This is a genomic window from Acidovorax sp. FJL06 (assembly GCF_003852545.1).
Classification (GTDB): Bacteria; Pseudomonadota; Gammaproteobacteria; order Burkholderiales; family Burkholderiaceae_C; genus Acidovorax.
The window spans coordinates 1-23,130 of the sequence record NZ_QAJR01000004.1; the positions used below are offsets into that span (position 1 = coordinate 1).

The following is a 23,130-nucleotide window of genomic DNA, read 5'->3' on the forward strand; positions in this document are numbered from 1 at the left end:
ATTGCATCGGCACCAACACTCCAAGGCCTTTAGGGCCAGCAGGTTGTCGCCCTGGATCAATAAGTTGTCGTCAAAGGGCGTGGGCGCAGACCCGGCGGTTGCTTGCTCGACCAAATCTGGCACGGCGCGCGACACTGCGTGGTGCGACAGTGTTTTGTCTTCCAGCAGGATGCGTGGTTCGAGTCGGGGGCGCTTTTGTTTGCCGGGCCAGGTGAGTTCGAGTTTGATTTTTGAGTTCATCGGGGATTTATTCTTCTTCGCTGAACTGTGCCAGCAGGCCGTTTTTCTCGCGACTGGCGGCGTAGATGGTGAGCTTGAGTTCGGTGTGGTCGATCTGTTCGTAGAGCGGGCGGCGTAGCGACAAGCGTTCGCTGGCGGTAAGAATGGTGGGGACGCCTTCGCCGCGTCGCTCGATTAAATTTTGCCGCTTGCTGATGGGGTCGGCCGGGTAGTAGCGGGACAGCAGGTTCACCAGGGTTTCGTTGCGGGTGATGCTGTTCGCCTCCATGCTGGCGATGGTCAGGCTGTTGGGAAGACCACCTGGGGTGGAGAGTTCCAAGCGGTCGGCAAACATGTGCAGGCGGATACGGGCGCCGTGCAAGGCATAGTCCCTATGGGCGACGGCGTTGACAACGGACTCGAAGACAGCGGCCAAGTCGTATTGGGGTATGTCGATGCGGCCGGGACGTTTGACGGCTTCGACCCGCATATTGCGTTTGACGAAATTGAAGGCCAGGCGAATCTGATCATCAACCGGGCCGTCGCAGTCTTGGGCGTCCACTTGGTATTCGGCATTGCGCTCGACACCGGAATAGGCGACGCACTGGATGTAGGCGGACGAGAGAAATTCTGCCGGGCGAGTGGTGAGCAGCAACACCCCACAGACGGTCAGGCGTTGTTCGCCGCCTTCGTCTTCGGCGGTTAGGTAGAGTTTTTGTAACTGGCTACGCTCGCTGACGTCGCCTGCGGAATCGCCGCGCAGAAAACGCGCCTTGAGCTCCGGGGCGATGGCGTCCAGTGTGGCCTGGGGCACCAGTTGTTCATCAAAGCGGATCAAGCGCACCATGCTGCGCTGTTGGAACATGCGTGCCAGGAGTTCTGGCGACATTTCCCGCTTGGTTGAGCCAACACGATGAAAATAACCGTGGGGGCTGCGGTGGACGAAAACGCTCTTGTCAACGCGCACCCAGACGATGGGTTTAGGTTCACCCTGGCGATTAGGGATTTCAACCAACCGGGTTTCGATGGGCAGCGGTGGATCGATGGCCTGGGTGGCGATATTTGTCAGCCATTGGTCCACGTTGTCGAGGTCGGCTAAGGCAATGCCTTCAACTTCCCGCGTCTTGTCGGCTACGCCCAGCACCAGAATGCCGCCGCGCGCATTGGCGAAGGCGGCGAGTTCGTCGGCAACGCTATCTCTGTGTGGGGTTTCGACCTTGTTGCCCTTGAGGCTGATGCTTTTGAATTCATAGGCGGAGTCTTCACCCAGACGAATCTGGTAGAGGAGTTCGCGCACGAGGTCGGTGGTGGCAATCATGGTCTTTCTTTCAGGCGCCAGCGGATGGCAAAGAGGCGTTGGCGCTGCGGTGTGATTTGCAGGGCTGCTTCGATGGCGGTGAGCAGGCGGTCTTCTTCGGCGTCAATTTGTTTCTTCTCTTCGTGGTAGTCAAGCATCAGGCGGTCTCGGGTTTGTTCTAACTGTTTGAGTGCCCGTTTTGCACTGAGCTTTTCTTGCAACGAAGGGAGTTGTCGGGCCGCCTTGCGGGCTTCTTTGATCTGCTGATCAAGTTGTCGAATGCGGATATCGAGCGCGATGCGCCTATCCTCGGCCCAGCTTTCGAGTTTCTCCGTTTCTTTTGCAAAGTAGCCTTCATTGAGATGCTCGGCAGCTTGCATCTGTTGGGCTTCTTGCTCTGTCAACTGCTGTGCCAGAGCAGATTCTGTTAGCGGTTCGCTTTCTTCGGATTGGACATGCGCGGGAAGTGTTAGCAGGCGTTCAGCGGACGCGGTGTCCAACACTTCTCCTGCGTCGCTACGGGCAGCGACTAAGAGATGTTCGATGCTGCGGTTTGCCGTGGCGAGGGAGAGCTTTTCCACGACCAGTTCACCCGTTTGCCCGGCAAAGTGCTGTAGCCACGAGTGCTGGCCGCTGTCAGCATGGCTCAAGTCAAATTCCAGCGTGGCCATCGGTAGGCCTATCAGGGATTGCTTGGCCTTAGCGATCAGGTCGGCCCCTAGCCCTTCGTTGGGGCGTAAGAAGCGGGCTTGGGTATCTTCTGCCTCTTGCCAGCGAACGTCATACCAGTGGGATTCGTGCTGAATGCGATGCGCCTCGAACGGCGCATCGGGGAGCATCATGCGGGCGAGCATGAGCAGTCGCTCCTGGTACTCGCTGAGGTGCTGTTCGGTTTTATCCCGTCTTACGTTGAGGCGCTTAACAACGTCTACATCGAAATTTTCCAACAGAGAGCGCCGGGTCTCTTGTGTCCGCGCCTCGATCTCGGTTTTGAAGGTTGCCTGTAGCTGGTTGAACTCTTCGTCGATTTGGGCGTCGTTGCGGCAGCGCTGGTAAATGTCGTGAATACGTCGCTCGATGTCCACACCGGATTCAATGGTGCCCAGAATCTCATCGGAGGCGCCGAAGACGCCCTCGAACAATTGGAACTTCTCGCTCAGTAATTCGAAAACTCGTTCATCGGCCCGGTTGCCCTTGTTGATGAAGTTGACGACCACCACATCGTGTTTTTGACCATAACGATGTACTCGACCGATGCGTTGCTCAACCCGTTGCGGATTCCAGGGCAGGTCGTAGTTGATGAGCAACGAGCAGAACTGGAGGTTGATACCTTCGGCACCTGCTTCGGTGCAGATAAGAATTTCCGCAGACTCCCGGAAATGGTCCACCAGCGCAGCCTTCATGTCTGCCGTTTTTGCACCGGAGATGCGCCCAGAGCCCTCGTGCCGCTTGAGCCAATCCTGGAGGATGCGCCGAGAGTCAGGGTCAGCATTGCTGCCATTGAGAATGGCTATTTTGTCGGTGTAGCCGTTGCCGGCGAGCAATTGCTTGAGCTTGGATTGCGTTCGGACGGACTCGGTGAAGATGACGGCCTTGCGTTTGCCACCGAGGCGTTCGGCAAAGTCGAAAGCTTTGCCAAGCACACTCAACAATGCGTCCGCTTTGGCGTCCTGGGCAATGTGCTCCGCCAAACTGAGGAAGTTCTTCAGTTGATCGATCTCGGCTGCAAGGCTGATGGGGTCCGCATCGTCCTCCTCTTCACTGCCTTCCTCGTCGGTCAGATCGGAGAGGGCATCGTAGTCTTCCAGTGCATCAGCAAAAGAAAGTTTCTTTTCCAGTCGCTCGATCATGGTGGAGAGCGTGCCCTGGATTGCGAAGGATGAGGACGCTAGTATTTTGCGGATGACCAGCGTTACCAAATGCCGGGCGCCAGGTTTTATCGACAGTAGATCGTCGCGCTGCAAGTAATCGGAGACCTCTTTGTAAAGGGTCAGCTCGGCGTCGGAGGGGCGAAAGTCCTCGGTCATCGAATAGCGGCGGGTAAATTTGATACCCCCGGTTTCCTGTACTTGCCGCCGCAAGGTGCGCTTGCAAACGGTTTTTAGCCGCTCCCGCAAATGCTCAAATTCGGCGGCCTCAAGCTTCGGGCGGCAGTAGCGCGCCTTGAACGCATCGAGACTGCCAAAGAAATGAGGGTCAATGATGGAAATCAGGCCATAGAGTTCTTGCAGATTGTTTTGCAGCGGCGTAGCGGAGAGTAGGAGCTTCGTTCGGCCTTTGAGTGCCGCATCCAGTCGGCTGGCGATCTTGGCACTTTCCCCACGGTAAAAGTTGCGTAGTTTGTGAGCCTCGTCGAACACCACGAGATCCCAAGGTACTGCCGCAAGTTCGGCTTGTTTGCGCGAGGCGAATTCGTAGGAACAAATGACTACGGCTGATTCGCCAAAGGCAACTTCGGTCAGAAAGGGGTTGGGTACACCACCGGCCTGGGCTTCCTTGAAGTTGCGAGCTTCGAGAATTTTCGAGGGCAGCGAAAATTTCTCAACTAATTCCTGACTCCACTGCTTGCGTAAAGTAGCGGGTACGACCAGCAGCAGATGCCGTTTATGTTCCGCCCATTTCTGGGCGAGCACCAAGCTTGCTTCGATGGTTTTACCGAGGCCGACCTCGTCCGCCAGTATCACGCCACTGGAAAGTGGCGAAGCCAGTGCGAATAGCGCCGCATCCACTTGATGCGGGTTCATATCCACCTTGGCTCCGGCAATGGTTTGGGTCAGCGCATCTTCCGCCACGCCATCGAGTGACAGCGAGTGGGCGAGGTAGCCACACTGGTAGCGTGTGTACATCAGCCTTTTGCCTTTTCGGTGGATGTAAGGGGGTGAAACTGCCCACGCTTTTCCGTGCGGTCAAGAAATTCGTTGACGGCTTGGCGAACGATCCACGCTAAGGAGAGGCCGTACTGGTCAGCCATTTCTTGTAACCGTTGAAGTTGTTCAGGTGGAAGAGATATGGTGGTGCGAATGGCCTTCATTTTTAATCTCTTTGAATCACTCTTCATCATTCTATTCGGTGTCTTTTGCCTCAAGCGCGCCATCATCGCCGCCGGCAGCCAGACCGTGCGCCTGCCCTTCATGCCCGACGAGCCACTACCGCGTGGCCAAGATACGCCAGCAGGATCTGGTGCTGAAAGAAAACAGTGCGGAGTACAAGCTGGTGCCCGGCGAAGGTCTGGGCACAGCCAAGCCGCAGGACAAGAAGGAAGAGTTTCTGTCGCAGATCATCCAACGCTTGAACGAGGTGTTTGTGACCGACCAACTCACCGACAAGGACATGGTGAACTACGCCTACACCATCCGCGACAAGGTGGGCGAGAACGCCAAGGTGATGAAGCAGATCGAGAACAACTTGCCAGAACAGGCCATGCCGGGCGACTTCTCCAGGGCGATTGACGACGCCATCATGGACAGCAGTGAAGCCCACCAGAACCAGATGATGCAGTTGCTGGCCGACCCAGGCAAAGCCGCCAACTTTGCGCGGATTGTGTTTGACCTGCTGGCGCAGGGGCAGGCCAAGAACTATTGATGCCAGAGATTGACGCCAGAGGGCTACGGCCCATCAGCATGGCGGCGGAGATTGCGCATGGCAGCTGCACGGACGTACCGCCGCGGAAGAGGTGAGTTTGAACTGACCCTCCTTCGATTTTGCTACTGATTCAGTAGCTGGCCGCGCAGATTCCGAAAGGGCTGCGCGGCTTTTCTTTGGCTATGCCGCGTTGTTTTGATGGGGTGCGTGGCGGTAATTCTAGTTGGCTTAAATGTTGGCCAAATTCTTGGCATAAATTGAGAAATATTTAATCAAATCAAATATTTGCAATTGTCGAAAAGTTGGCAAAATAAGGTCATGTATGCCTCGCCCCATCAGTTCGAGCCCTTGCTTCCATCCGATGCGCGGATGGAGCCTTTGCTGACCAAGGCGCACGACCTGTCCCGCTCCGCCACATTGCTCGCAGGCACCCGGGTGCCGCCCGAGTTGCGCACCTTGCTGCGCAGCATGAACTCCTACTACACCAACCGCATCGAGGGCCAGCACACCCGCCCGCACGAGATTGAGCAGGCGCTGCGCCAAGATTTTTCGCAAGATGCCGTGCTCGCTGCCAAGCAGCGGCTGGCCGTGGCGCACATTGAGGCAGAGCAGGCGCTGGAGCAGCGCTATGCCGGACTGGAGGGCGCGCGGGCCTTGTATTCAGTGGACGCGGTGCAGGTGCTGCATGGCGCGTTGTTTGGCCGCTTGCCGGGCGCGGATCTGGTGACGGCGGAGAACGAGCCCATTGTCCCCGGCGTCTTACGCCAGCGTGAAGTGCAGGTGGGTCAGCATGTGGCGCCTGCGTGGTCCAGCGTGCCGCAGTTTCTTGCGCGATGGGCATCTTGCTACAGCAGCGTGCGCCGCGGCGAAGCCGCGCTGGTGGCCATGGCGTGCGCGCACCAGCGCCTGGGCTGGGTGCACCCGTTTGTGGATGGCAATGGGCGTGTCATGCGGCTGCACACGCACACGCTGCTGAGTGCGCTGGGCTACACCGGGGGGCTGTGGTCGCCGCTGCGGGGCTTTGCACGCAGCACCGAGCAGTATTACGCGCTGCTGGCTGATGCCGACAGCGCGCGCCGGGGCGACCTGGATGGGCGCGGCAACCTGAGTGAGCAGGCTCTGGTCGCCTGGGCCGACTATGTGCTCGGTGTGTGCCAGGACCAGGTGGGCTTCATGGCCGACATGCTGGACTTCAAAACCTTGAAGGCCCGCATCGAAGCCTGCCTGGTGTTTGAAGCCACGGTAGAAAAATCGGGCGTGCGGCAAGAGTCGCTGCGCGGGTTGCACTACCTGTTTTTAAGCGGCGAAGAGATGGCGCGCGGCGACTTCAAGTCCATGCTGGGCATGAGCGACCGGGGCGCCACCGATGCGCTGGGTGCCCTGGTGCGGCGCGGACTGCTCATGTCCGATTCGCCGCAGGGCAAGGTGCGGTTTGGACTGCCGCAGCACGCGCTGCGCTTTTTGTTTCCCAGGTTGTGGCCGGAGGCCGAGGCAGACGTAATGGCCCGGTAAACCGCGTGGGCCTTCGAACCTGTTCATGCTGAGGCGCTGTCCTTCAGGCCCGCGTCAAAGTGCCCCGACAGAAGTAGTGGAAAATACCGGGTTTGCTGCCGCGCGCTCTGGGGCAGCACTTCCGCCCGGCTTATCCACTTGTTTGCTCCCCTGAGCCTGTCAGTCCATGCAAGACGTTCAAAACTCCAAGATCTCTGTCGAGAAGATCGGCGGCACTTCCATGACCGCCTTTGGCGATGTGCTGCGCCACATCATGCTGCACGATCCCAAGCGCATTTATGGCCGCATTTACGTGGTGTCGGCCTACTCGGGCGTGACGAACCAGCTGCTGGAGCACAAGAAGACGGGCGAGCGCGGCATCTATGCCCTGTTCGCGGAAGGCAAGGGGTACCAGGATGCCTTGACGGGCTTGGCCACCAGCCTGAAAAAGCTCAACGCAGGCTACGCCGACCTGGGCCTGCCGCTGGATGTGGCCGATGCCTTCATCGACCAGCGCATTGGCCAGGCGCGCGAGTACCTGGGCGCCATGCAGCATGTGCTCGCCAGCGGTTACCTGAGCCGCCACGATGTGTTGCTGGCCGCGCGTGAGGTGCTGGCCTCCATCGGCGAATCGCACAGCGCGTTCAACTCGGTGGAAATCCTCAAGGCCAATGGCGTGAAGGCCGTGCTGATGGATCTGGCCGGGTTTGATGACAACGAAGCCTGGACGATTGACGAGCGCATTGCACAGAGCTTCAAGGACCTGGACCTGGTCAACAGCGTGATCGTGGCCACGGGCTACACCAAGGGCACCGAAGGCATCATGCGCGAGTTTGACCGGGGCTATTCCGAAGTCACGTTCAGCAAGATCGCCGTGGAAGTGCGCCCCGCCGAGGCCGTGATCCACAAGGAATTCCACCTGTCGTCTGCCGACCCCAACCTGGTGGGCCTGGAAAACGCCATCGTGGTGGGCGCCACCAACTACGACGTGGCCGACCAGCTGGCCGACGTGGGCATGGAAGCCATCCACCCCAAGGCCGCCAAGCCGATGGAGCTGGCCGGCATCCCGATCCGCCTGAAGAACACGTTTGAGCCCGACCACCCTGGCACGCTCATCACCAAGGACTTCGTGGGCGAGCGCGCGCGCGTGGAGATCGTGACCGGCACCGACAAGGTCACGCTGATCGAGATCCACGACCCCAGCATGGTGGGAACCGTGGGGTTCGATGCGGGCCTGATGAATGTGTTCTGCAAGCACGATGTGAGCTACATCCTGAAGGCGACCAACGCCAACTCGATCGCGCACCTGGTGTGGGACAGCCAGGTCACGCCCGAGCTGGTGGCACAGCTGCAGGAGGACTACCAGGTCGTGACGATCAAGCCCAGCGCGATCGTGTGCACCATCGGCTCCAACATCGGCATTCCCGGCGTGCTGGCCAAGGCCGCGCAGGCACTGGCCGATGCCCAGGTCAACGTGAACTGCGTCTCGCAGACGCTGCGCCAGGTGAACATGCAGTTCGTGATCGAGCGCGAGGACTACAAGACCGCGATCAAGGCACTGAACATGGCGCTGTGCGTGAACTCCGGCGCACCCGTTCCGCGCGCCTGAGCAAAAGGGTCTCGCGTCCGGCCTGCAGAGCCCGCCCTGTGCGGGCTTTTTTGCGCCCCTGCTGCGTGCCAGAGGTGGGTTGAACGGGCGATGGGGATGATTGGGCAGGGGCCGGATGGAAGATTTGCTACTTTTTGTATAGCAATAAAGTCTTGTCCATCAGGCGCAAGAAGCCTGCCTGAATGCTGATTTTGCTGATCAGCAGGACCCCCGCGAGCACCAGGGCGGCACCCCCCAGTTGCCAGGCGGACAACGGCTCGCCCAGCAGCCAGGCACCAAAAAAGATGGTGAGGATGGGGCCGAGCGTGCCGATGAGTGCCGTCTTGGAGGCGCCGATGCGGCGGATGGCAGCCGACGTCATGAACACCGGCAGCACGGTCGAGAAGATGGCCATGCCCAGGGCATGCAGGTAGACCGGGGCGGGTTGCACCAGCGCCCCCACAGGCTGCGACACCGCAAAGTGCAGCAGCGTGGCGCCGGTCGAGACCAGCATCGCCAGTGCCGTGAAGCGGGCTGCGCCCATGCGCCGGATGGCGGGCTCGCTGCCCGCCTGGTAGAACGCATACGAGATGGCCGAGCCAAACACAAAGCCTGCGCCCATCAGCACCGCCCGCGTGTCGCCCGCCACATGCAGATCGTGCGCAAAGGCCAGGCCAATGCCGGCGTAGGACAGCAGCAGAGCGCCCAGCTCGCGCCGCGAGGCGCGTTTGCCCATGAACAGCACGCCAATCAGGATGGTGAGCGTGGGGTAGGTGAACAAGATCAGCCGCTCCAGGCTGGCGGTGATGTACTGCAGGCCGATGAAGTCGAGGATGCTCGCGCCGTAGTAGCCCAGGAGGCCCAGGGCTGTGATGGCCAGCCAGTCGCGGCCGGTCAGCGGGGCCAGATTGCGGCTGGCGCGCCAGCCCACCCAGGCGAATACGGGCACAGAAAACGCCATGCGCAGGCACAGCAGGGTGACGGAATCCACCGGCACAGCCTGGGGCACGGCATAGGCCAGCTTCACAAAGATGGCTTTGAAGGAGAAGCCCAGCGCCGCCAGGACGGCGAGGGCAAGACCAAGGCGTTCGGAGGACCAGTTTTTCCAGGGCATGTGTCAGGTCACAGCATCTCGTACGGCAGCACCGAACGATTTGCATGCTTTTTATCGGGATGGCTGGCATCCTGCCTTTGTATGTTGCAAGGCACAATTGCTGATCCAGCAACCATGCATTCGGTTTTGACGAACGCAAGGAACCCGCCTTGAACTACGACCTCACCGACCTGCGCCTTTTTGTCGCCATTGCCGAAGAGCGCAACCTCACACGCGGCGCTGCGCGTGCCTACCTGGCGCCGTCGTCGGCCAGCCACCGGCTGCGGCGGCTGGAGGAGGCACTGAACACCACGCTGTTCGAGCGCCAGACCCGGGGCCTGGCACTCACGCGCGCGGGCGAGGCCCTGCTGCGCAACGCCCGCCAGGTGCTGGCCAGCATCGAGCAGATGCACGCCAACCTCTCGCCGTTTGCCACCGGCATTCGCGGCCATGTGAGCCTGTGGGCCAATACGCATGCCACCCACACCTTTTTGCCCGACGACCTGGCGGGGTTTCTCAAGCAGCATCCCCAGGTCAGCGTGAGCCTGGAAGAGCGCACCAGCGCGGAGATCGTGGTGGCCGTGGCGAGTGGCGAGATCGAGGTCGGCGTGCTGGCAGACAGCGGCACCGGCGCGGGGGTGGAACTGGCGCCATACCGGCAGGACCGCCTGGTGCTCATCGTGCCCGCAGGCCATCGGCTCGCGGGACTTGGGCGTGTGGGCTTTGCCGAGGTGCTGGACCATGCCTTTGTGATGCTGCACGCCGGTTCGGCCATCCACACCTTCACGATGAATGCCGCCGCCGCATTGGGGCGGCACCTGGACGTGCGCATCCAGGTGCGCAGCTTTGAGGCCGTGTGCCGCATGGTGGGTGCGGGCGTGGGCATTGGCCTGGTGCCGCGCGGGGCGGCCCTGCAGGTGGCGGGGTTGAGCGAACCGCCCGAGGTGGTCGAGCTGGACGAGCCCTGGGCGCAGCGCGACCTGCAGATCTGTGTGCGCAAGGGGGCGGTGCTGTCGGGTTTTGCGGTGGCGCTGGTGGCGCATCTGCGCCAGGGCGCGGGGCCTGCAGGCTGATCAGAACTGGGCACCCCGGTGGCAGCAGGGTGATTCAGGCGGCGGCGATGCGCACCTGGACGCCGCCCGCCTGCAGCTTTTTGCGCATGGCGTTGGGTGTGGCAGCAGGCACCACCAGTGCAGACAACTCTCGCAGAGGGGCCACACTGAACGGCGAGACAGCGCCCAGCTTGTCGAGCGAGGCCAGCACCACCGTCTCGGCCGCGCGCTGGTGCAGGGCGCGCTTGACGGCGGCTTCCTCGAAATCCCCCGTGGTCAGGCCGGCCTCGGCATGCACGCCGGTCACGCCCATCAGGTACAGGTCGGCCCGCAACTGGGCGGCAGCCTCGACCACACCCGCGCCCACATTCACCATGGAATGGCGGAACAACCGGCCGCCCAGCACCAGCACCTCGATCTGCAGGTGCCCGGCCAGCGCCACGGCCACAGCCGGGCTGTGGGTGACCACGGTGGCGCGCAAGTCCAGCGGCAGGTGCTGCACCACCTGCAGCGACGTGGTGCCCCCGTCCAGGATCACCACCTGGCCGGGCAGCACCAGGGCGGCCCCGGCGCGGCCCAGGGCGCGCTTGTCTTCGGGGGCCAGCTGTTCGCGCGCCTGCAGGTTGCCCACAGCGGCCGAAGCGGGCAGGGCGCCGCCATGCACGCGCAGCAGCAGCCCCTCGGCAGCCAGCTCGCGCAGGTCGCGCCGCACGGTGTCTTCCGAGATGCCCAGTTCCTCACTGAAGGCCTTGGCCACGATCTGGCCGTCCTGCCGCAGGCGGTCGAGCAGGAGCTGTTTGCGTTGGGTGGTCAGCATGAGGGGCTATAAAGCGTGATTGCACGAATTTGCATGTTTGTGCATGATATTGCGTAAATTCTATTTATCAAAACCATGCACTTACCACCAGACCACACTGCCTTAGCGCTGGCGCCGGCCGTGCGTTGCCACCCAAGCCAGTCCGAAGGGGGCATTGCATGACCCGCACCGTGCCCGATGTCCCCATCGCCGAGCTGAATGCCCGCACCGAGCACGTGAAGCTGCTGGATGTGCAGGTGCTCTCCGACAACTGGTATGTGCTGCGCAAAGTCACCTGCTCGCTGCGCAGGCGCGACGGCCAATGGCAGACGCTGAGCCGCGAGGCCTATGACCGGGGCAACGGCGCCGCGCTGCTGCTGTTCGACCCGCGCCGCGGCACCGTGGTGCTCACCCGCCAGTTCCGGCTGCCCGCCTTCCTCAACGGCTGCACCGACGGTCTGCTGATCGAGACCTGCGCGGGCCTGCTCGACGGCGACGACCCCGAAACCTGCATCCGCCGCGAGGCCGAGGAAGAAACCGGCTACCGCGTGCGCCAGCCGCGCAAGGTATTCGAAGCCTACATGAGCCCGGGCTCGGTGACGGAGAAGCTGCACTTCTTCATCGCCGAATACGAGCCCAGCGACCGCATCCGCAGCGGCGGTGGCCTGGTGGGGGAGGGCGAGGACATCGAGGTGATCGAAATGCCACTGGCCGAGGCCCTGGCAGGCATTGCCAGCGGCATGATCCAGGACGGCAAGACCATCATGCTGCTGCAGCATGTGGCGCTGGGGTGGGGCTGGGCGCCGTAGCCAGTCACCCGGCTACCGCATCACTGCCCCTCAGCCTCTGCGCGAGGAGCTGCAAGATCCCGCAAGGCACCGGGCAGGTCCGGGTGCACAAACTGGTAGCCCAGGGCCAGTGCCGCCCGGGACACCACGTTCTGGCCGTCCAGCAGCAGGGTGGACATCTCGCCCAGCGCCCAGCGCAAAGGGGGCGGCGGGCATGGCCAGCCACACGCGCTGCCCAAACGATGCGGCCAGGGCCTGCACAAAGCCGCGCTGCGACACGGCATAGATGGGGCCTTGTACTTCGTTGAGTGTCACGGTCGGCCGGATCAGCCCCATCGTGCATCAGCCTGCGGACTCTGCCGCGGATTGCGCGCCAGCGCAGTCGCCCGCTGGCTATCTCGTGCAAACGACGAAGTCATCTTGAGATTGAGGTGCTGTCATAAGAATTTGAGGTCACCATATATCTGGGCTGGTGCGGCCTGTTGTTTTTGAGGGAAAGGAGATGATTTGTTACTTTTCCAAAATTTGGAAAAAGCTAAGCTGCGGAAGTTTTTTGAAAATTTTATATGAAATCCAAAAAATATATTGTATTTGGCATTGCAATTATTTTGCCATTCTCCGCAAGTGCTCTGACAAGTTGTGGAGTTTTGCTACCAGGGGGCATACTGAAAGTTTTGGAAGACTGGCGTTAATATTGGCTCATTATGTGAATGCAAGTTCCGCCGAGGATGTTCCCTTTGACTATTCTGAGGAGGGGTGTCCTAGCTATTTGAGCATAACAGGCAAGGTTGGTTCTTATAAATGGCAATCCCTAGCAGTGGATATATACGGAGCAGATTATAAAAAATATCGAAAAAATGACAGAGGAGTTTGCCAAAAAAAGGCCGACGATGCCAATCAGCCTCCTGTTGTTGATCCGGTGGCGGGCACTTTTACGGGGGATGTTATATATTGTGTATCGCCGCTCTCTGCAGGGGCGGGGCCCCTGGTTCTAAAAAATAAAACTCCCTCGCCACCTCAAAGCTGCCCAAGAAATGAGGCATCCACTCCCAATCCTGTTTTTCTGCCAACCGGCGAGAAATATTTGAAAAGAATAGATTGGGTCGATCATGCGCCGCACCCATTGACAGTTAAGCGTACTTACTTGAGCAGCAGGCGCCCAAGTGAAAGAACATGGGGATCATGGACGCATAATTTTGAGGAGAGACTCAATATCATTGGGCGGACCGCCGAGGGTCCAAATTACGTTAGAGTTTTCAATGAAAATGGAAAAGGACTTTTCTTTGAAAAATCAGGCGGTGTGTGGCATCACACAAATGGATACGACAAGCTATTGGAAACCGCCAACGGCTGGCAGCGCATTGACGAGAAAACACAAGAAACATCAAACTACAACAGTGTCGGGATCATTCGGGAGCGCGTACTGCCAAATGGATGGAAATATGTTTATACGCACAGTAGCGATGGATACCTTCAGAGTGTAACAAATGCCTTCGGAAAGACGCTCACATTCGATTATTTAAGCAGCCCAGGATCAGTTTCAATAAAGACTAATGGAGTAGAGGTTGTAAACTATCGAAGCAATGGCGAGCAAATTGACTTTGTGACCTATCCTGATGGGACTGGGGAAGGCTATTCGTACACCAATGTTAGCTTGATCTCGTCCGTTACTGATGCATCTGGAAATCTTCTGGATTCTTTCTTCTATGATTCTGAAGGCCGGGCCACAACTACAAGCAAACCATTGAACGTCGAGAAATACGTTATTTCTTACAATGGTGATGGCTCAGTCAAGGTTAGAAATCCGATTGGAAGTGAATCGATTTACTCTTTTCTTGCGAAAAATGGCGAGGCTACCCTTGTTAGTTCAAATCGTCCGAGAACTGATACGTATCAACGCGTTTCGACGCGCTCTATGAATGCGGAAGGACTGCTCAACGTAGAAACTGACTTTTTGGGTACTAGTACCGCCTATCAATGGGACACGACTCGTCGTCTCCCAGTTACGGTCACTGACGCAGTTGGTAAAGCCGAAGCCAGAACGGCTCAGGTAGATTGGCACCCTCAATGGCGTCTGCCAGTCAAGGTCACTGAACAGGGTCTGGTTGTCAGCTATACCTACGATACTCTGGGTAATCCCCTGACTCAGACCATTGTGGATACCACATCCGGTGGTAGCTCTCGCACCACCAGCTGGACCTACCACCCCTCGGGCCTGGTCGCTACCGAGAAAGCCCCCAACGGCGCAGTCACCAGCTACCAGTACGACAGCGCAGGCAACCTCACCACCGTCACCAATGCCCTGGGCCATGTAGACACCTACACCCACGACGCAGCCGGCCGCGTGCTCACCCACACCGCCCCCACCGGCCTCGTCACCACCTACACCTACGACGCCCGGGGCCGCATGCTCACCACCAACCGGGGAGGGCAGCTCACCACGCTCACCTACCGCCCCTCGGGCCAGGTGGCCACCGCCACCCTGTCGCACGGCCATGCCATCACCTACACCTACGACACCGCCCAGCGCCTGACCGGCTGGAGCGACAACCGGGGCCACACCGGCAGCTACACCCTGGACGCCATGGGCAACCGCACCCGCGAAGAGGTGCGCAACGCCCAGGGCCAACTGGCCTGGCTGCTGGCTCGAAGCATCAACGGACTGAATCTGGTAGAGAGCACTACGGTAGGCGGTCAGCAGACCACCACCTGGGGTTTCGACGCCAACGCTGACACCGTGCGTGGCACCAACGGCGCCAACGAATCCACCCAGCTGGGCCTGGACGCCCTGCGCCGCGTCAAGACCATCACCAACGCAGCCAACGCCACGGCCTCCCTGAGCTACAACGCCCTGGACGCCGTCACCCAGGCCAGCGACTTCAAAGGCGTGGCCACCACCTACGCCCGCGACGCCCTGGGCAACGTCACCAGCGAGACCAGCCCCGACACTGGTCTGCAAAGTGCTCAGTACGACGTCCTGGGCCTGCCCAGCACCGTGACCGATGCCCTGGGCCAGGCCACCCACATCGAACGCGACCTGCTGGGCCGCCCCACGCTCGTCACCCAGCCGGGCGGCACCAGTATCACCTTGCGTTACGACCTGCGTGGAGGGGCGTACAACGTCAGCGGCCAGCCCAACGCCAGCAAAGGCTCCTTGAGTGAAATTGTGGACGCCAGCGGCACCACGGCCTACAGGCGCGACCCCTGGGGCCGGGTCACCCTCAAAACCCAGACCCTGGCCAATGGTGATGTGCGCAGGGTGCGCTATAGCTACACCGCAAGCGGGCAACTGGACGTTCTGGGCTACCCCAGCGGCAATCTGGGGCACCACTATGACGCCAGCGGCCTACTGGTCAGCCTGAGCTGGAATGACAAACCCTTGGTGAGCAACCTCACTTGGACTCCTTTGGGTCAGCCGACGAACTGGAGCTGGAGCTTTGCCGATGACAACGACGCCACCACCGTCCCGGCCAGCCGCAGCTACGACAGTGCAGGCCAACTCATCACCACCGAGTTCAGCAGCTACCAATACAACAGTGCAGGGCGCATGAGCGGCCTGAGCCAGAAGCTCTGGGAGCCTGCCAACACCAATCCCGCAGGCACAGCCATCCGGGAAGGAACCCGCAACTGGACCGTGCAGTACGACCCCGTGGGCCGCGTCACCCAGATGGGCGACAGCGTGCGCACTGCCACCTATCAGTACGACAGCAATGGCAACCGCACTGCGAGTGTGCAGACGAGTACCCCTGGGGGGACGGTTCCCACAAGCACCGTAAGCCGCACCTACGATACCGCCGCAGGCCATAACCGCCTGCTGGGCTTTGAGCAAACCGCACAAAGTGGCGGCAACAGCGCCGCCACCAGCATCAACTACCAATACAACGCCGCTGGCGACCTTACCCACGACGGCCTGCGCAGCTATGCCTACGACAGCCAGGGCCGCATGGAGAGCGCCACCACGGGCGAAGGGGCCGATGCCCCCAAAACCAAGTACGCCCACAACGCCCTGGGCCAGCGCGTGTTCAAGACCGAGCCGCTGTACAGCGCCGCAGGCAAACCCGCCAGCACCAAGAACCTGAACAACCTGCTGGCTGACGACGACGAGCCCGCAGGCAGCCATGCCGAGCAGGGCTTCATGCAGCAACTGGTGAACTTCTTCAGCAAACTCTGGAGCCCATCCACCAGCGACGCCGAGAAACTGGGCTGGGCCTATGTATACGCCGAAGACGGCAGCCTGTTGGGTGAGTACGGCGAAGGCAGTGCAGCAACTTCAGGCTCGTCGCAATACATCTACCTGCCCACGGCCAGTGGGCCAATGCCGATCGCTGCGATAGTCAACGGGCGCCGGTATGCCGTGCACAGCGACCACCTGAACACACCCAGAAGGCTCACACAGTCCAATGGCCGGGTCGCCTGGCAGTGGGCCTACAGTGCGTTTGGGGATGAGCAGCCGACCACAGCGGCCAAGCGGTTCACGAGCGAGACGACCAACCCGACGACGGGCACGACCAGCATTCCGGATGTGATGTTCAACCTGCGCTACCCCGGCCAATACTTCGACAAGGAGACGAATCTCCACTACAACTACTTCAGGACGTATGCGCCGAGCACGGGGCGATATACGCAGGGGGATCCTATTGGGTTGGATGGGGGATTCAACAGATTTGCCTATGTGGGGGGGAATCCGCTGCGCTACATCGATCCTTGGGGTCTTACGCGGCAGGACGTCTTGAACGCTATCGATCTCATGCAGAAGGCCTTTCCCGATTTGAAATTTCCCTCTGACATTGGCTTTGACGAACTAATGCGCATCCCGCTGATTGCACCGAATCCTCGTGCTCACACCTCGAAATTCACCAGAAGGATCACAATGGATAACCAGTTCCTCAAGTGCCTCAGTCCCGGTGATGCGCAAGGGATGTTGATCACGCTGCTGCACGAAATTCTTCATTACAACCAGAGCACTGCGGACATTTGGACAACAGGACCCGATCACTCTCGATTCGATGATGCAGCGCTGTCGCGCTTGATGAATCATCCCACGCTCCTCAAAGCGTTCGAGAAGATGCGTGAGGAGTGCATGTGCCGACGATAAATATTTTCTTGGGCCGCAGGACGACGCTTGTTGCAACACTTGCCCTGCTTTTGGTGGGCGGCGCGGCTCTGTGGTTTCTCGTCTTCAAGCCGGATGGACCTCCGCCTGATCACATGATGGACCTCTTAGCAACTAGCGTAGACGTGAACGAGGCGAGACAGCTTGTGGAAAAGCACTTCAAGGGGACACGCCGCCTCGACGATGCCGACAAGCTTCCGTTGCCACCTCGATCAGCCAAGCCGGAAACACTGGAATCTCTTGAGATAAAGCCGGGCGGCAACGTGGTGGCCAAAGTATGGGTTCGAGCAACGAGATCAGACCCAAGTGCTGTCGGCGGACGTGTACCGGTCACGCTCACGTGGACACCCGTGGCGTCGTCTTCGGTTGACGAGGTGCAATGGAAGTGCGCTGGCACACCGACTAGCTACCTTCCGCAGATTTGCCGATAGGTTACCTCTTGATCCGAAGCCTCTTCTCGAAAGGCTCACACTCAGGGACCCTTCTGTAGAAGAGTCGTCTCAGGGGCGGATCACGCAATCCTGGCCGCCGCAGGCGGCAACCAGTCCGAAGCTGCCCGCCGCCTGGGCATCTCGCGCGTGGGCCTGGTCAAGAAGCTCACCCGGCTGGGACTGCGCTGACCCTGGCCCCACCCGCAGCGGGGCAGCGGGTGGATCATTTGCTCATTTATTGATAGCTATCAGGGCATGATGGACGGGCGGTAACGGCCTTAAAACCTTTAAATTTCCAGGCCGTGGAGTTGCTCAAGGCCGTACCAGCCGCAGCGGCTCGCCCACGCGGGCCTTCACCACGTCTTCGCGGTGGAAAGGCAGGGTGTGCCAGCGCTTGGCCGAGAACTCGCGCATCTGGTCGGTGGCGTGGGGCGATGCGGGATGGGTAGATTGACCGTAGGTCAGGATGGCCTGGGCCACCGGGCCTTGGGCGTCGAAGGTCACGGTCTGTACGTAGCTGGTGCCGTAGTCGATGCGCAGGCCCGCCTTGGTGATGGGCGCGGGCTCCTGGCGGCCCAGGTTGTTGAGGACGCCTTCGAACTCTTCGCCGCCGTGCAGCGCAATCGCCTCCTCGGTGATGGCGGGGCGCTGCACGCTGCCCAGGGTGGCGTCGAGTGCGAAGCCGCTGGTGCGGATGGCCTTGACGGCACCGTCCAGCGCCTCCCACACCTTGGCGGCGGTGGCCGCGTCGTCCATCTTCAGGCCCGCCGGGGTGGCCACGGGCTGCTGGGCGTCAAAGGGCACACGGTGCACACCGGGGATGTTGCGGGCGGTGCGCCAGAACTCGCGGAACACATGGGCGCCGCGTGCGTCGACGTTGTTGCGGCGGTCCCAGCCTTTCAGGGCCGCGCAGCCGTCACGGGATTCGGGCGTGGGCGCCTTGTCGCAGGCGGCCAGCAGGTCGGGCACCACCACCTGGGCCATGAAGTTGCGGTTCTGGAACAGCTGGTCTTGCATGGCCTGCAAGGTGACCTTGCCACGGCCCAGCATCTCGGGGATCTCGGCCAGGCCGGCGCGGGTGCGGGGGCGCGTCAGGCTGGCATCGCCCACCAGGGGCGAGATGCCTTCCCACTTCTGCGCGGGGTGGGTGTAGACAAAGCTGTCGTTGCTGTTGTGCACCCAGTCCGTGCGAAAGGCCACGGGCATGCGCGCAATGGGCGTCAGCCCCGGCACGGGCGATGCGCTGTCGCGGCGCCAGTCGCAGTCGGTGCGTGATCCGTTCAGCACCACCAGGCCGGCGGCGGCGCGCAGCGCGGCAGCAGGTTGGCTGGGGGCGCAGCGCGCGAGCTGGGCGGCGTCCACGTCGGGCACCACGCTCACGTCGGCATACATGGCCTGGCCGCTGCGGTCGGCCGCCAGGGTGTTCACCCAGGGCAGGCCCAGGTTGGCGTGCGCCTTGTGCAAATCCTGCACCGAGCGGGCGCGGGCAAAGGCCAGGGCGGCATCCATCATGCGGGTGTTGCCGGTATTGGCGTCGCGCAAGGCGTAGGCGGTCTTGGCGTTCCAGGTCAGGCCCGCACGGGGCACCACCACCAGCGGGCCCCAGCGGGTGCTCCACACGGTGTGCTCGCGGGTCTGGGGCTGGCCGTCGGCACCGGGGATCTGGGCGCGGACCTTGCGGGCGGTCATCTTCTCGGGTTTGCCATCCACCAGGTAGGCGATGGGGTCGGCCGGGTCCAGTGCCAGCTCGTACAGCGTGAAGCGCTTGCCGGTGGAGACGGTGTGCGACCAGGCCACGTCCTTGTTGAAGCCGATGGAGACCGTGGGGTAGGTGCCGATGCCCGCGCCCATCACGTCCATCTGGCCGGGGATGGTGAGGTGCATCTCGTAGAAGCGGTTGGGGCCGCTCCAGGGGAAATGCGGGTTGCCCAGCAGCATGCCGCTACCGTTGGCTGTCACGTCCTTGCCAAAGGCCCAGGCGTTGGAGCCCAGGGGCGAGTCGAGCAGGCCCAGCTCGCGCAGGGCTTGGGCGGCATCGACCAGGTCGATGGCATCGGCGGGGGCCTGCGCCGATGGGGCGGCCGGGGGCTGCGCACCCAGCATGCCATCGGCCAACGCGGCCATGCCGGCCTGCACGGCCAGTACTTCAGCCATGCGGCGGTACTCGGCCAGCGTCATGGGCTGGACCCAGGGCTTGCCCTGGCAGGCCTCGGGCAGGCGCGCGGCGTTGTCGGCCAGATAGCGGTTGTAGCCGGCCACGTAGCCGCGCGCCATGGCCTGCGCCTGCGCACTGGTGCGCGCCCAGCTGCGTTCGAGCAGGGCATCGTCCATGTGGGCGGCCATGAACAGGTCGATCTGCTCGTTGGGCAGATAGCGGCGGCCCAGCAGGCCGATGGTCTTGGCGCCGAAGGTGCTGCTGCGCTGGCCGCGCGCGGTCACGAGCTGGTCGGCCGTCATGCAGACGTTGTCCTGCGCATAGGCGTAGGCCACGCCATAGGCCAGGGTCTCCGGGTCTTGCGCGGTGATGTGCGGGATGCCGAAGGCGGTGCGCTCGATGGTCACGCTGCGGTCGCCCCCGGAGCCCGGGGGCGTGCCAGCGCAGCCCGCCAGGAAGAGAGCGGCGCTGGCGGCGGCCAGGGTGGAAAAGGCGGTGTTCGTGCCTGTGGGCAGGCCGGTTTTCTGTCGCATGAGGGGGTGTCTCCAGGTGTCGTGTCGTACCTGCGGGGGGTTTCCAGGCAGGGTGCTGTCATCGCGCTGACATGCTACTGTCCGGTAACATCTGGACACGATGGCGGTCTGGCCACAAACAGTGGCAATATCGCCACCATGCCCCCAGACATTCCCCCAGCCCCGGCCACCCCCTCGCCCTGCGTGAACGTGGGCATCCTCTGGGGGCGGGACAGCATTGCCAGCACGGCCGCCGCCGTGGTGGATACCCTGCGCGCCATGAACATGCTGGCCGCCATGCGTGCGGGGGGCGGCCTTGCCCCTCTGCGCTGGCACTGGCTGCCGGTGCCGGGCGAGGACGGCGCCGTACCACCACCCGCACCCGGCGCCGGGGCACTGCAGGGCCCCCTGCACGTGATCGTGGTCCCCGGCTGGCTGGTGCCCACCGGGCCGCAGCTGCGCGAGGTGAGCGGCCGCCACCGCCAGCACTTGGGCGCGATGCTGCGTGCCCATGTGGCGGGCGGCGGTGCGGTGGCGGCGCTGTTCAACGGATCGGGCCTGCTGGCCGACTGCGGCTTGCTGGCGGGGCGCAAGGCGGCGCTGCCCTGGGCGTTTGCGCCCTCCATCGTGCTCATGTCCAACGCCAGCGGCCAAGGTGCCAGCCCACCGGCCGAGGTGGTGTGGCAGCGCGACAAGCCCTGGCAGCGCGACGGGCCGCTCTGGACCACGGCTGCGCTGCAGGACACCCTGCCGGCGGTGCTGGACCTGCTGGCCCAGACGCCTGCCGCCGAACTGGCCCAGGCCGCGTCGCATGTGCTGCTGTTCGACGCCCCGCGCCAGCTCACGGCCACATCCACCATGGAGACCCCCACGGGCAACCCGCTGGCGGCAGGCGCCCTGGAGCGGGCCCGGCGCTGGCTGCAGGCCCACCGCAACGAGCCCTACAGCCTGCAGGCCACGGCCCGTGCTGCGGCCACCAGCCCGCGCACCCTGCTGCGCTGGTTTGCCCAGGTGTACGGGCACAGCCCGCAGGACTACCTGCACAGCCTGCGCATCGCCCAGGCGCAGGCGCTGTTGCAGACCACCTACCTCACCGTGGAGGACGTGGCCCAGCAATGCGGCTACAACGACACGGGCAGCTTTCGCAAGGTGTTCGCACGCGTGTGCGGCGTCACGCCCGGGGCCTATCGCCAGCGCTTCAAGCTGCGCACCACGCGCAAGCAGTGGCTGGGGCGCGAAGGCGCACCCTAGTACAGCGACCTGAAAGTATCGGAACATGAAAACGCGTCTTCACACGCAGGGCGGCGTTGCAAGACCTCCCGATCCTCAGTGCCCACTTTCCGCTCGATTCGTGCAGAGGATCTCTAGCGCCGGGCGATAATCCACATGCTATTGATTCGGTAGCTACCAGCGCTTGCCCATCAAGCGCCAGCAGCCATTTTCTTTCCATCACGTTTCCGACCCCGGTTTCTCCTTCATGCAAGCCCTGCTCGACGCCATTGCCACCATGCCCCTGCCCACCGAGGCGCAGCGCATCTTCCACGGCCGGGGCGGGCTGCATCCGGGCTCGGAGCAGTGGGTGCTGGATGCCTATCCGCCCGTGTTCGTGCTCACCAGCTTTGCGCCGGCCTCGGAGGACGCGCTGGCTGCCGTGGGCGCGGCCTTGCAGGCCCGCTGGGCGCAGATTGCGCCGGCGGGCGAGGCGCTGAACTGGGTGTTCCAGCACCGGGGCGAGGCCCTGCGCATCGAAGGCCGCAGCGAGACGCAGCTGATGGCCGGTGCCGTGCCCGACCCGCACGTCGTCACCGAGGCAGGGGCGCGCTACCGCGTGCATGTGCTGCGCGGGCAAAACCATGGCCTGTTTCTCGACATGGCCGCGGGCCGGCGCTGGGTGCGCGACTTTGCGGCCGCCCGCAGCGCCGACCGCTACGGCCTCAAGGTGCTCAACCTGTTCGCCTACACCTGCGCGTTTTCGGTGGTGGCGCTGCAGGCGGGGGCCCGGCAGGTGGTCAACGTGGACATGAGCCACGGCGCCATCGGCATCGGGCAGCAGAACCACCAGCTCAACGGCATCACCACGGGCGCGGCGTTCTTGCCGCACGACATCTTCAAGAGCTGGGGCAAGATCACGCGCAGCGGGCCCTATGGCCTGGTCATCGTGGACCCGCCCAGCTACCAAAAGGGTAGCTTTGTGGCCACCAAGGACTACGCCCGCCTCATGCGCCGCCTGCCCGACCTGCTGGCCCCCGGCGGCCAGGTGCTGCTGTGCCTGAACGCGCCCGAGCTGGGCGTGGACTTTTTGCAGGACCAGATGCGCGAGCTGGCGCCCGAGCTGCAATTTGTCGAACGCGTGGCCAACCCGGCCGTGTTTGCCGATGTGGAGCCCGGCCGGGCACTCAAGGTGCTGGTGTACCAGGCGCCCGAGCTGGCTCCGCAGGCCTAGAACACCCCCATCCCCAGCCCCACCGCCAGGGCCTCGCCCAGCGCCTGGCAGCGCGCCAGGTCGTCCGCGCCGATCTGCTTGGGCGCGAGGATGGCTTCGGGCGTCTGCGCGTGGGTGCACACGATCAGCGGCTCGGCGATGGCCTTGAGGCGCCAGCCCGTGGCGATGCGCGCCATCTGCCGGGCCGCGTTCTGCCCGTCGCTGCCCGCGCAGACCAGGAGGGCATAGGGGCGGCCATTGACCTGGTCGAGCACGCCGTAGTAGCTGCGGTCAAAAAAATCCTTGAGCTGTCCGCTGATGGCCGCCAGGTTCTCGGGCGTGGCGAACAGGTAGCCATCGGCCGCCAGCATATCGGCCGCCCCGGCCTCTGAGGCATGCAGCAGGCGCACCGCCACGGCCGGGTCGGCCGCCTGGGCCGCAGCGCAGGCGGCCTCGGCCATCTGGCGGGTGCCACCGGTCATGGAGTGGTAGACGATGAGCAGGGTTTTGGGCGTGCGCATGGCCACAGCATAGGGCCTGCGGCGCGGCATCTGGCGCGGCCCTGTGCCCCCGGCATCGGGGCGATCACCA

The 23,130-nt window shown here is 62.5% G+C and carries 17 protein-coding genes and 2 pseudogenes; 10 read left to right on the forward strand and 9 right to left on the reverse strand.

The window, feature by feature from the left end:
- From DBV10_RS02985 to DBV10_RS22750, 4 genes and pseudogenes are all read right to left on the reverse strand, one after another.
- A pseudogene (locus DBV10_RS02985) lies at positions 1 to 240 on the reverse strand (hypothetical protein); the annotation flags it as partial.
- A 7-nt stretch (positions 241 to 247) separates the two neighbouring features.
- Positions 248 to 1,537, reverse strand: coding sequence for an ATP-binding protein (locus DBV10_RS02990; protein ID WP_124510503.1), 1,290 nt, complete (start codon positions 1,535 to 1,537; stop codon positions 248 to 250).
- Positions 1,534 to 4,362, reverse strand: a complete 2,829-nt coding sequence (locus tag DBV10_RS02995) for an SNF2-related protein (RefSeq protein ID WP_124510505.1) — start codon at positions 4,360 to 4,362, stop codon at positions 1,534 to 1,536. Before DBV10_RS02995 ends, DBV10_RS02990 begins: the two co-directional genes overlap by 4 nt.
- Complete coding sequence (locus DBV10_RS22750) at positions 4,362 to 4,547, reverse strand: CopG family ribbon-helix-helix protein (RefSeq protein WP_158616796.1); 186 nt, start codon at positions 4,545 to 4,547, stop codon at positions 4,362 to 4,364. Before DBV10_RS22750 ends, DBV10_RS02995 begins: the two co-directional genes overlap by 1 nt.
- Positions 4,548 to 4,669: 122 nt before the next feature.
- On the opposite strand from DBV10_RS22750, the gene DBV10_RS03005 reads away from it, so the two are divergent.
- The 3 genes from DBV10_RS03005 to DBV10_RS03015 all read left to right on the forward strand — a co-directional run bounded on the left by DBV10_RS03005 (position 4,670) and on the right by DBV10_RS03015 (position 8,198).
- On the forward strand, positions 4,670 to 5,098 hold the full coding sequence (locus DBV10_RS03005; RefSeq protein ID WP_233589786.1) for a hypothetical protein: 429 nt from the start codon (positions 4,670 to 4,672) through the stop codon (positions 5,096 to 5,098).
- Between the two features lie 318 nt (positions 5,099 to 5,416).
- On the forward strand, positions 5,417 to 6,610 hold the full coding sequence (locus tag DBV10_RS03010) for a Fic family protein (RefSeq protein ID WP_124510509.1): 1,194 nt from the start codon (positions 5,417 to 5,419) through the stop codon (positions 6,608 to 6,610).
- 166 nt (positions 6,611 to 6,776) lie between these two features.
- Positions 6,777 to 8,198, forward strand: a complete 1,422-nt coding sequence (locus tag DBV10_RS03015; protein ID WP_124510511.1) for an aspartate kinase — start codon at positions 6,777 to 6,779, stop codon at positions 8,196 to 8,198.
- A gap of 127 nt (positions 8,199 to 8,325) precedes the next feature.
- Here DBV10_RS03015 and DBV10_RS03020 read toward each other — a convergent pair whose 3' ends face one another.
- The gene (locus DBV10_RS03020; protein ID WP_233589787.1) at positions 8,326 to 9,291 is read right to left on the reverse strand and encodes a DMT family transporter; all 966 of its coding nucleotides are present in this window, start codon (positions 9,289 to 9,291) and stop codon (positions 8,326 to 8,328) included.
- 149 nt (positions 9,292 to 9,440) lie between these two features.
- Between DBV10_RS03020 and DBV10_RS03025 the strand changes: the two genes are divergently transcribed.
- Positions 9,441 to 10,343, forward strand: coding sequence for a LysR family transcriptional regulator (locus DBV10_RS03025; protein ID WP_124510513.1), 903 nt, complete (start codon positions 9,441 to 9,443; stop codon positions 10,341 to 10,343).
- A gap of 34 nt (positions 10,344 to 10,377) precedes the next feature.
- Here the strand turns inward: DBV10_RS03025 and DBV10_RS03030 are convergent, their stop codons facing one another.
- Positions 10,378 to 11,139 carry a DeoR/GlpR family DNA-binding transcription regulator gene (locus tag DBV10_RS03030; protein ID WP_124510515.1) on the reverse strand — a complete coding sequence of 254 codons (762 nt, stop codon included), beginning with the start codon at positions 11,137 to 11,139 and terminating at the stop codon, positions 10,378 to 10,380.
- A 158-nt stretch (positions 11,140 to 11,297) separates the two neighbouring features.
- On the opposite strand from DBV10_RS03030, the gene DBV10_RS03035 reads away from it, so the two are divergent.
- On the forward strand, positions 11,298 to 11,927 hold the full coding sequence (locus tag DBV10_RS03035; RefSeq protein ID WP_124510517.1) for an NUDIX domain-containing protein: 630 nt from the start codon (positions 11,298 to 11,300) through the stop codon (positions 11,925 to 11,927).
- 20 nt (positions 11,928 to 11,947) lie between these two features.
- Here DBV10_RS03035 and DBV10_RS22830 read toward each other — a convergent pair whose 3' ends face one another.
- Positions 11,948 to 12,085, reverse strand: coding sequence for a DUF1731 domain-containing protein (locus DBV10_RS22830; protein ID WP_199740025.1), 138 nt, complete (start codon positions 12,083 to 12,085; stop codon positions 11,948 to 11,950).
- Between the two features lie 323 nt (positions 12,086 to 12,408).
- Here DBV10_RS22830 and DBV10_RS23360 point away from each other — a divergent pair.
- The 3 genes and pseudogenes from DBV10_RS23360 to DBV10_RS03050 all read left to right on the forward strand — a co-directional run.
- Positions 12,409 to 13,167 (forward strand): annotated as a pseudogene (locus tag DBV10_RS23360) (DUF6531 domain-containing protein); the annotation flags it as partial.
- Positions 13,168 to 14,061: 894 nt separating this feature from the next.
- Positions 14,062 to 17,001, forward strand: a complete 2,940-nt coding sequence (locus DBV10_RS22755) for an RHS repeat-associated core domain-containing protein (RefSeq protein WP_158616797.1) — start codon at positions 14,062 to 14,064, stop codon at positions 16,999 to 17,001.
- Positions 17,002 to 17,540: 539 nt separating this feature from the next.
- On the forward strand, positions 17,541 to 17,639 hold the full coding sequence (locus tag DBV10_RS03050) for a helix-turn-helix domain-containing protein (RefSeq protein WP_233589789.1): 99 nt from the start codon (positions 17,541 to 17,543) through the stop codon (positions 17,637 to 17,639).
- A gap of 123 nt (positions 17,640 to 17,762) precedes the next feature.
- On the opposite strand, the gene DBV10_RS03055 is transcribed toward DBV10_RS03050, so the two are convergent.
- Positions 17,763 to 20,138, reverse strand: a complete 2,376-nt coding sequence (locus DBV10_RS03055; protein ID WP_124510523.1) for a penicillin acylase family protein — start codon at positions 20,136 to 20,138, stop codon at positions 17,763 to 17,765.
- Between the two features lie 138 nt (positions 20,139 to 20,276).
- On the opposite strand from DBV10_RS03055, the gene DBV10_RS03060 reads away from it, so the two are divergent.
- Together DBV10_RS03060 and DBV10_RS03065 are read left to right on the forward strand one after the other, a co-directional pair.
- Complete coding sequence (locus DBV10_RS03060) at positions 20,277 to 21,368, forward strand: GlxA family transcriptional regulator (RefSeq protein ID WP_124510525.1); 1,092 nt, start codon at positions 20,277 to 20,279, stop codon at positions 21,366 to 21,368.
- Positions 21,369 to 21,594: 226 nt separating this feature from the next.
- Positions 21,595 to 22,560 (forward strand): class I SAM-dependent methyltransferase, encoded by a 966-nt coding sequence (locus DBV10_RS03065; RefSeq protein ID WP_124510527.1) that lies wholly within the window; start codon positions 21,595 to 21,597, stop codon positions 22,558 to 22,560.
- On the opposite strand, the gene DBV10_RS03070 is transcribed toward DBV10_RS03065, so the two are convergent.
- Positions 22,557 to 23,060: a flavodoxin family protein gene (locus DBV10_RS03070; RefSeq protein WP_124510529.1), complete on the reverse strand. Its 504-nt coding sequence runs from the start codon at positions 23,058 to 23,060 to the stop codon at positions 22,557 to 22,559. The genes DBV10_RS03065 and DBV10_RS03070 overlap by 4 nt on opposite strands.
- Positions 23,061 to 23,130 lie beyond the last annotated feature (70 nt).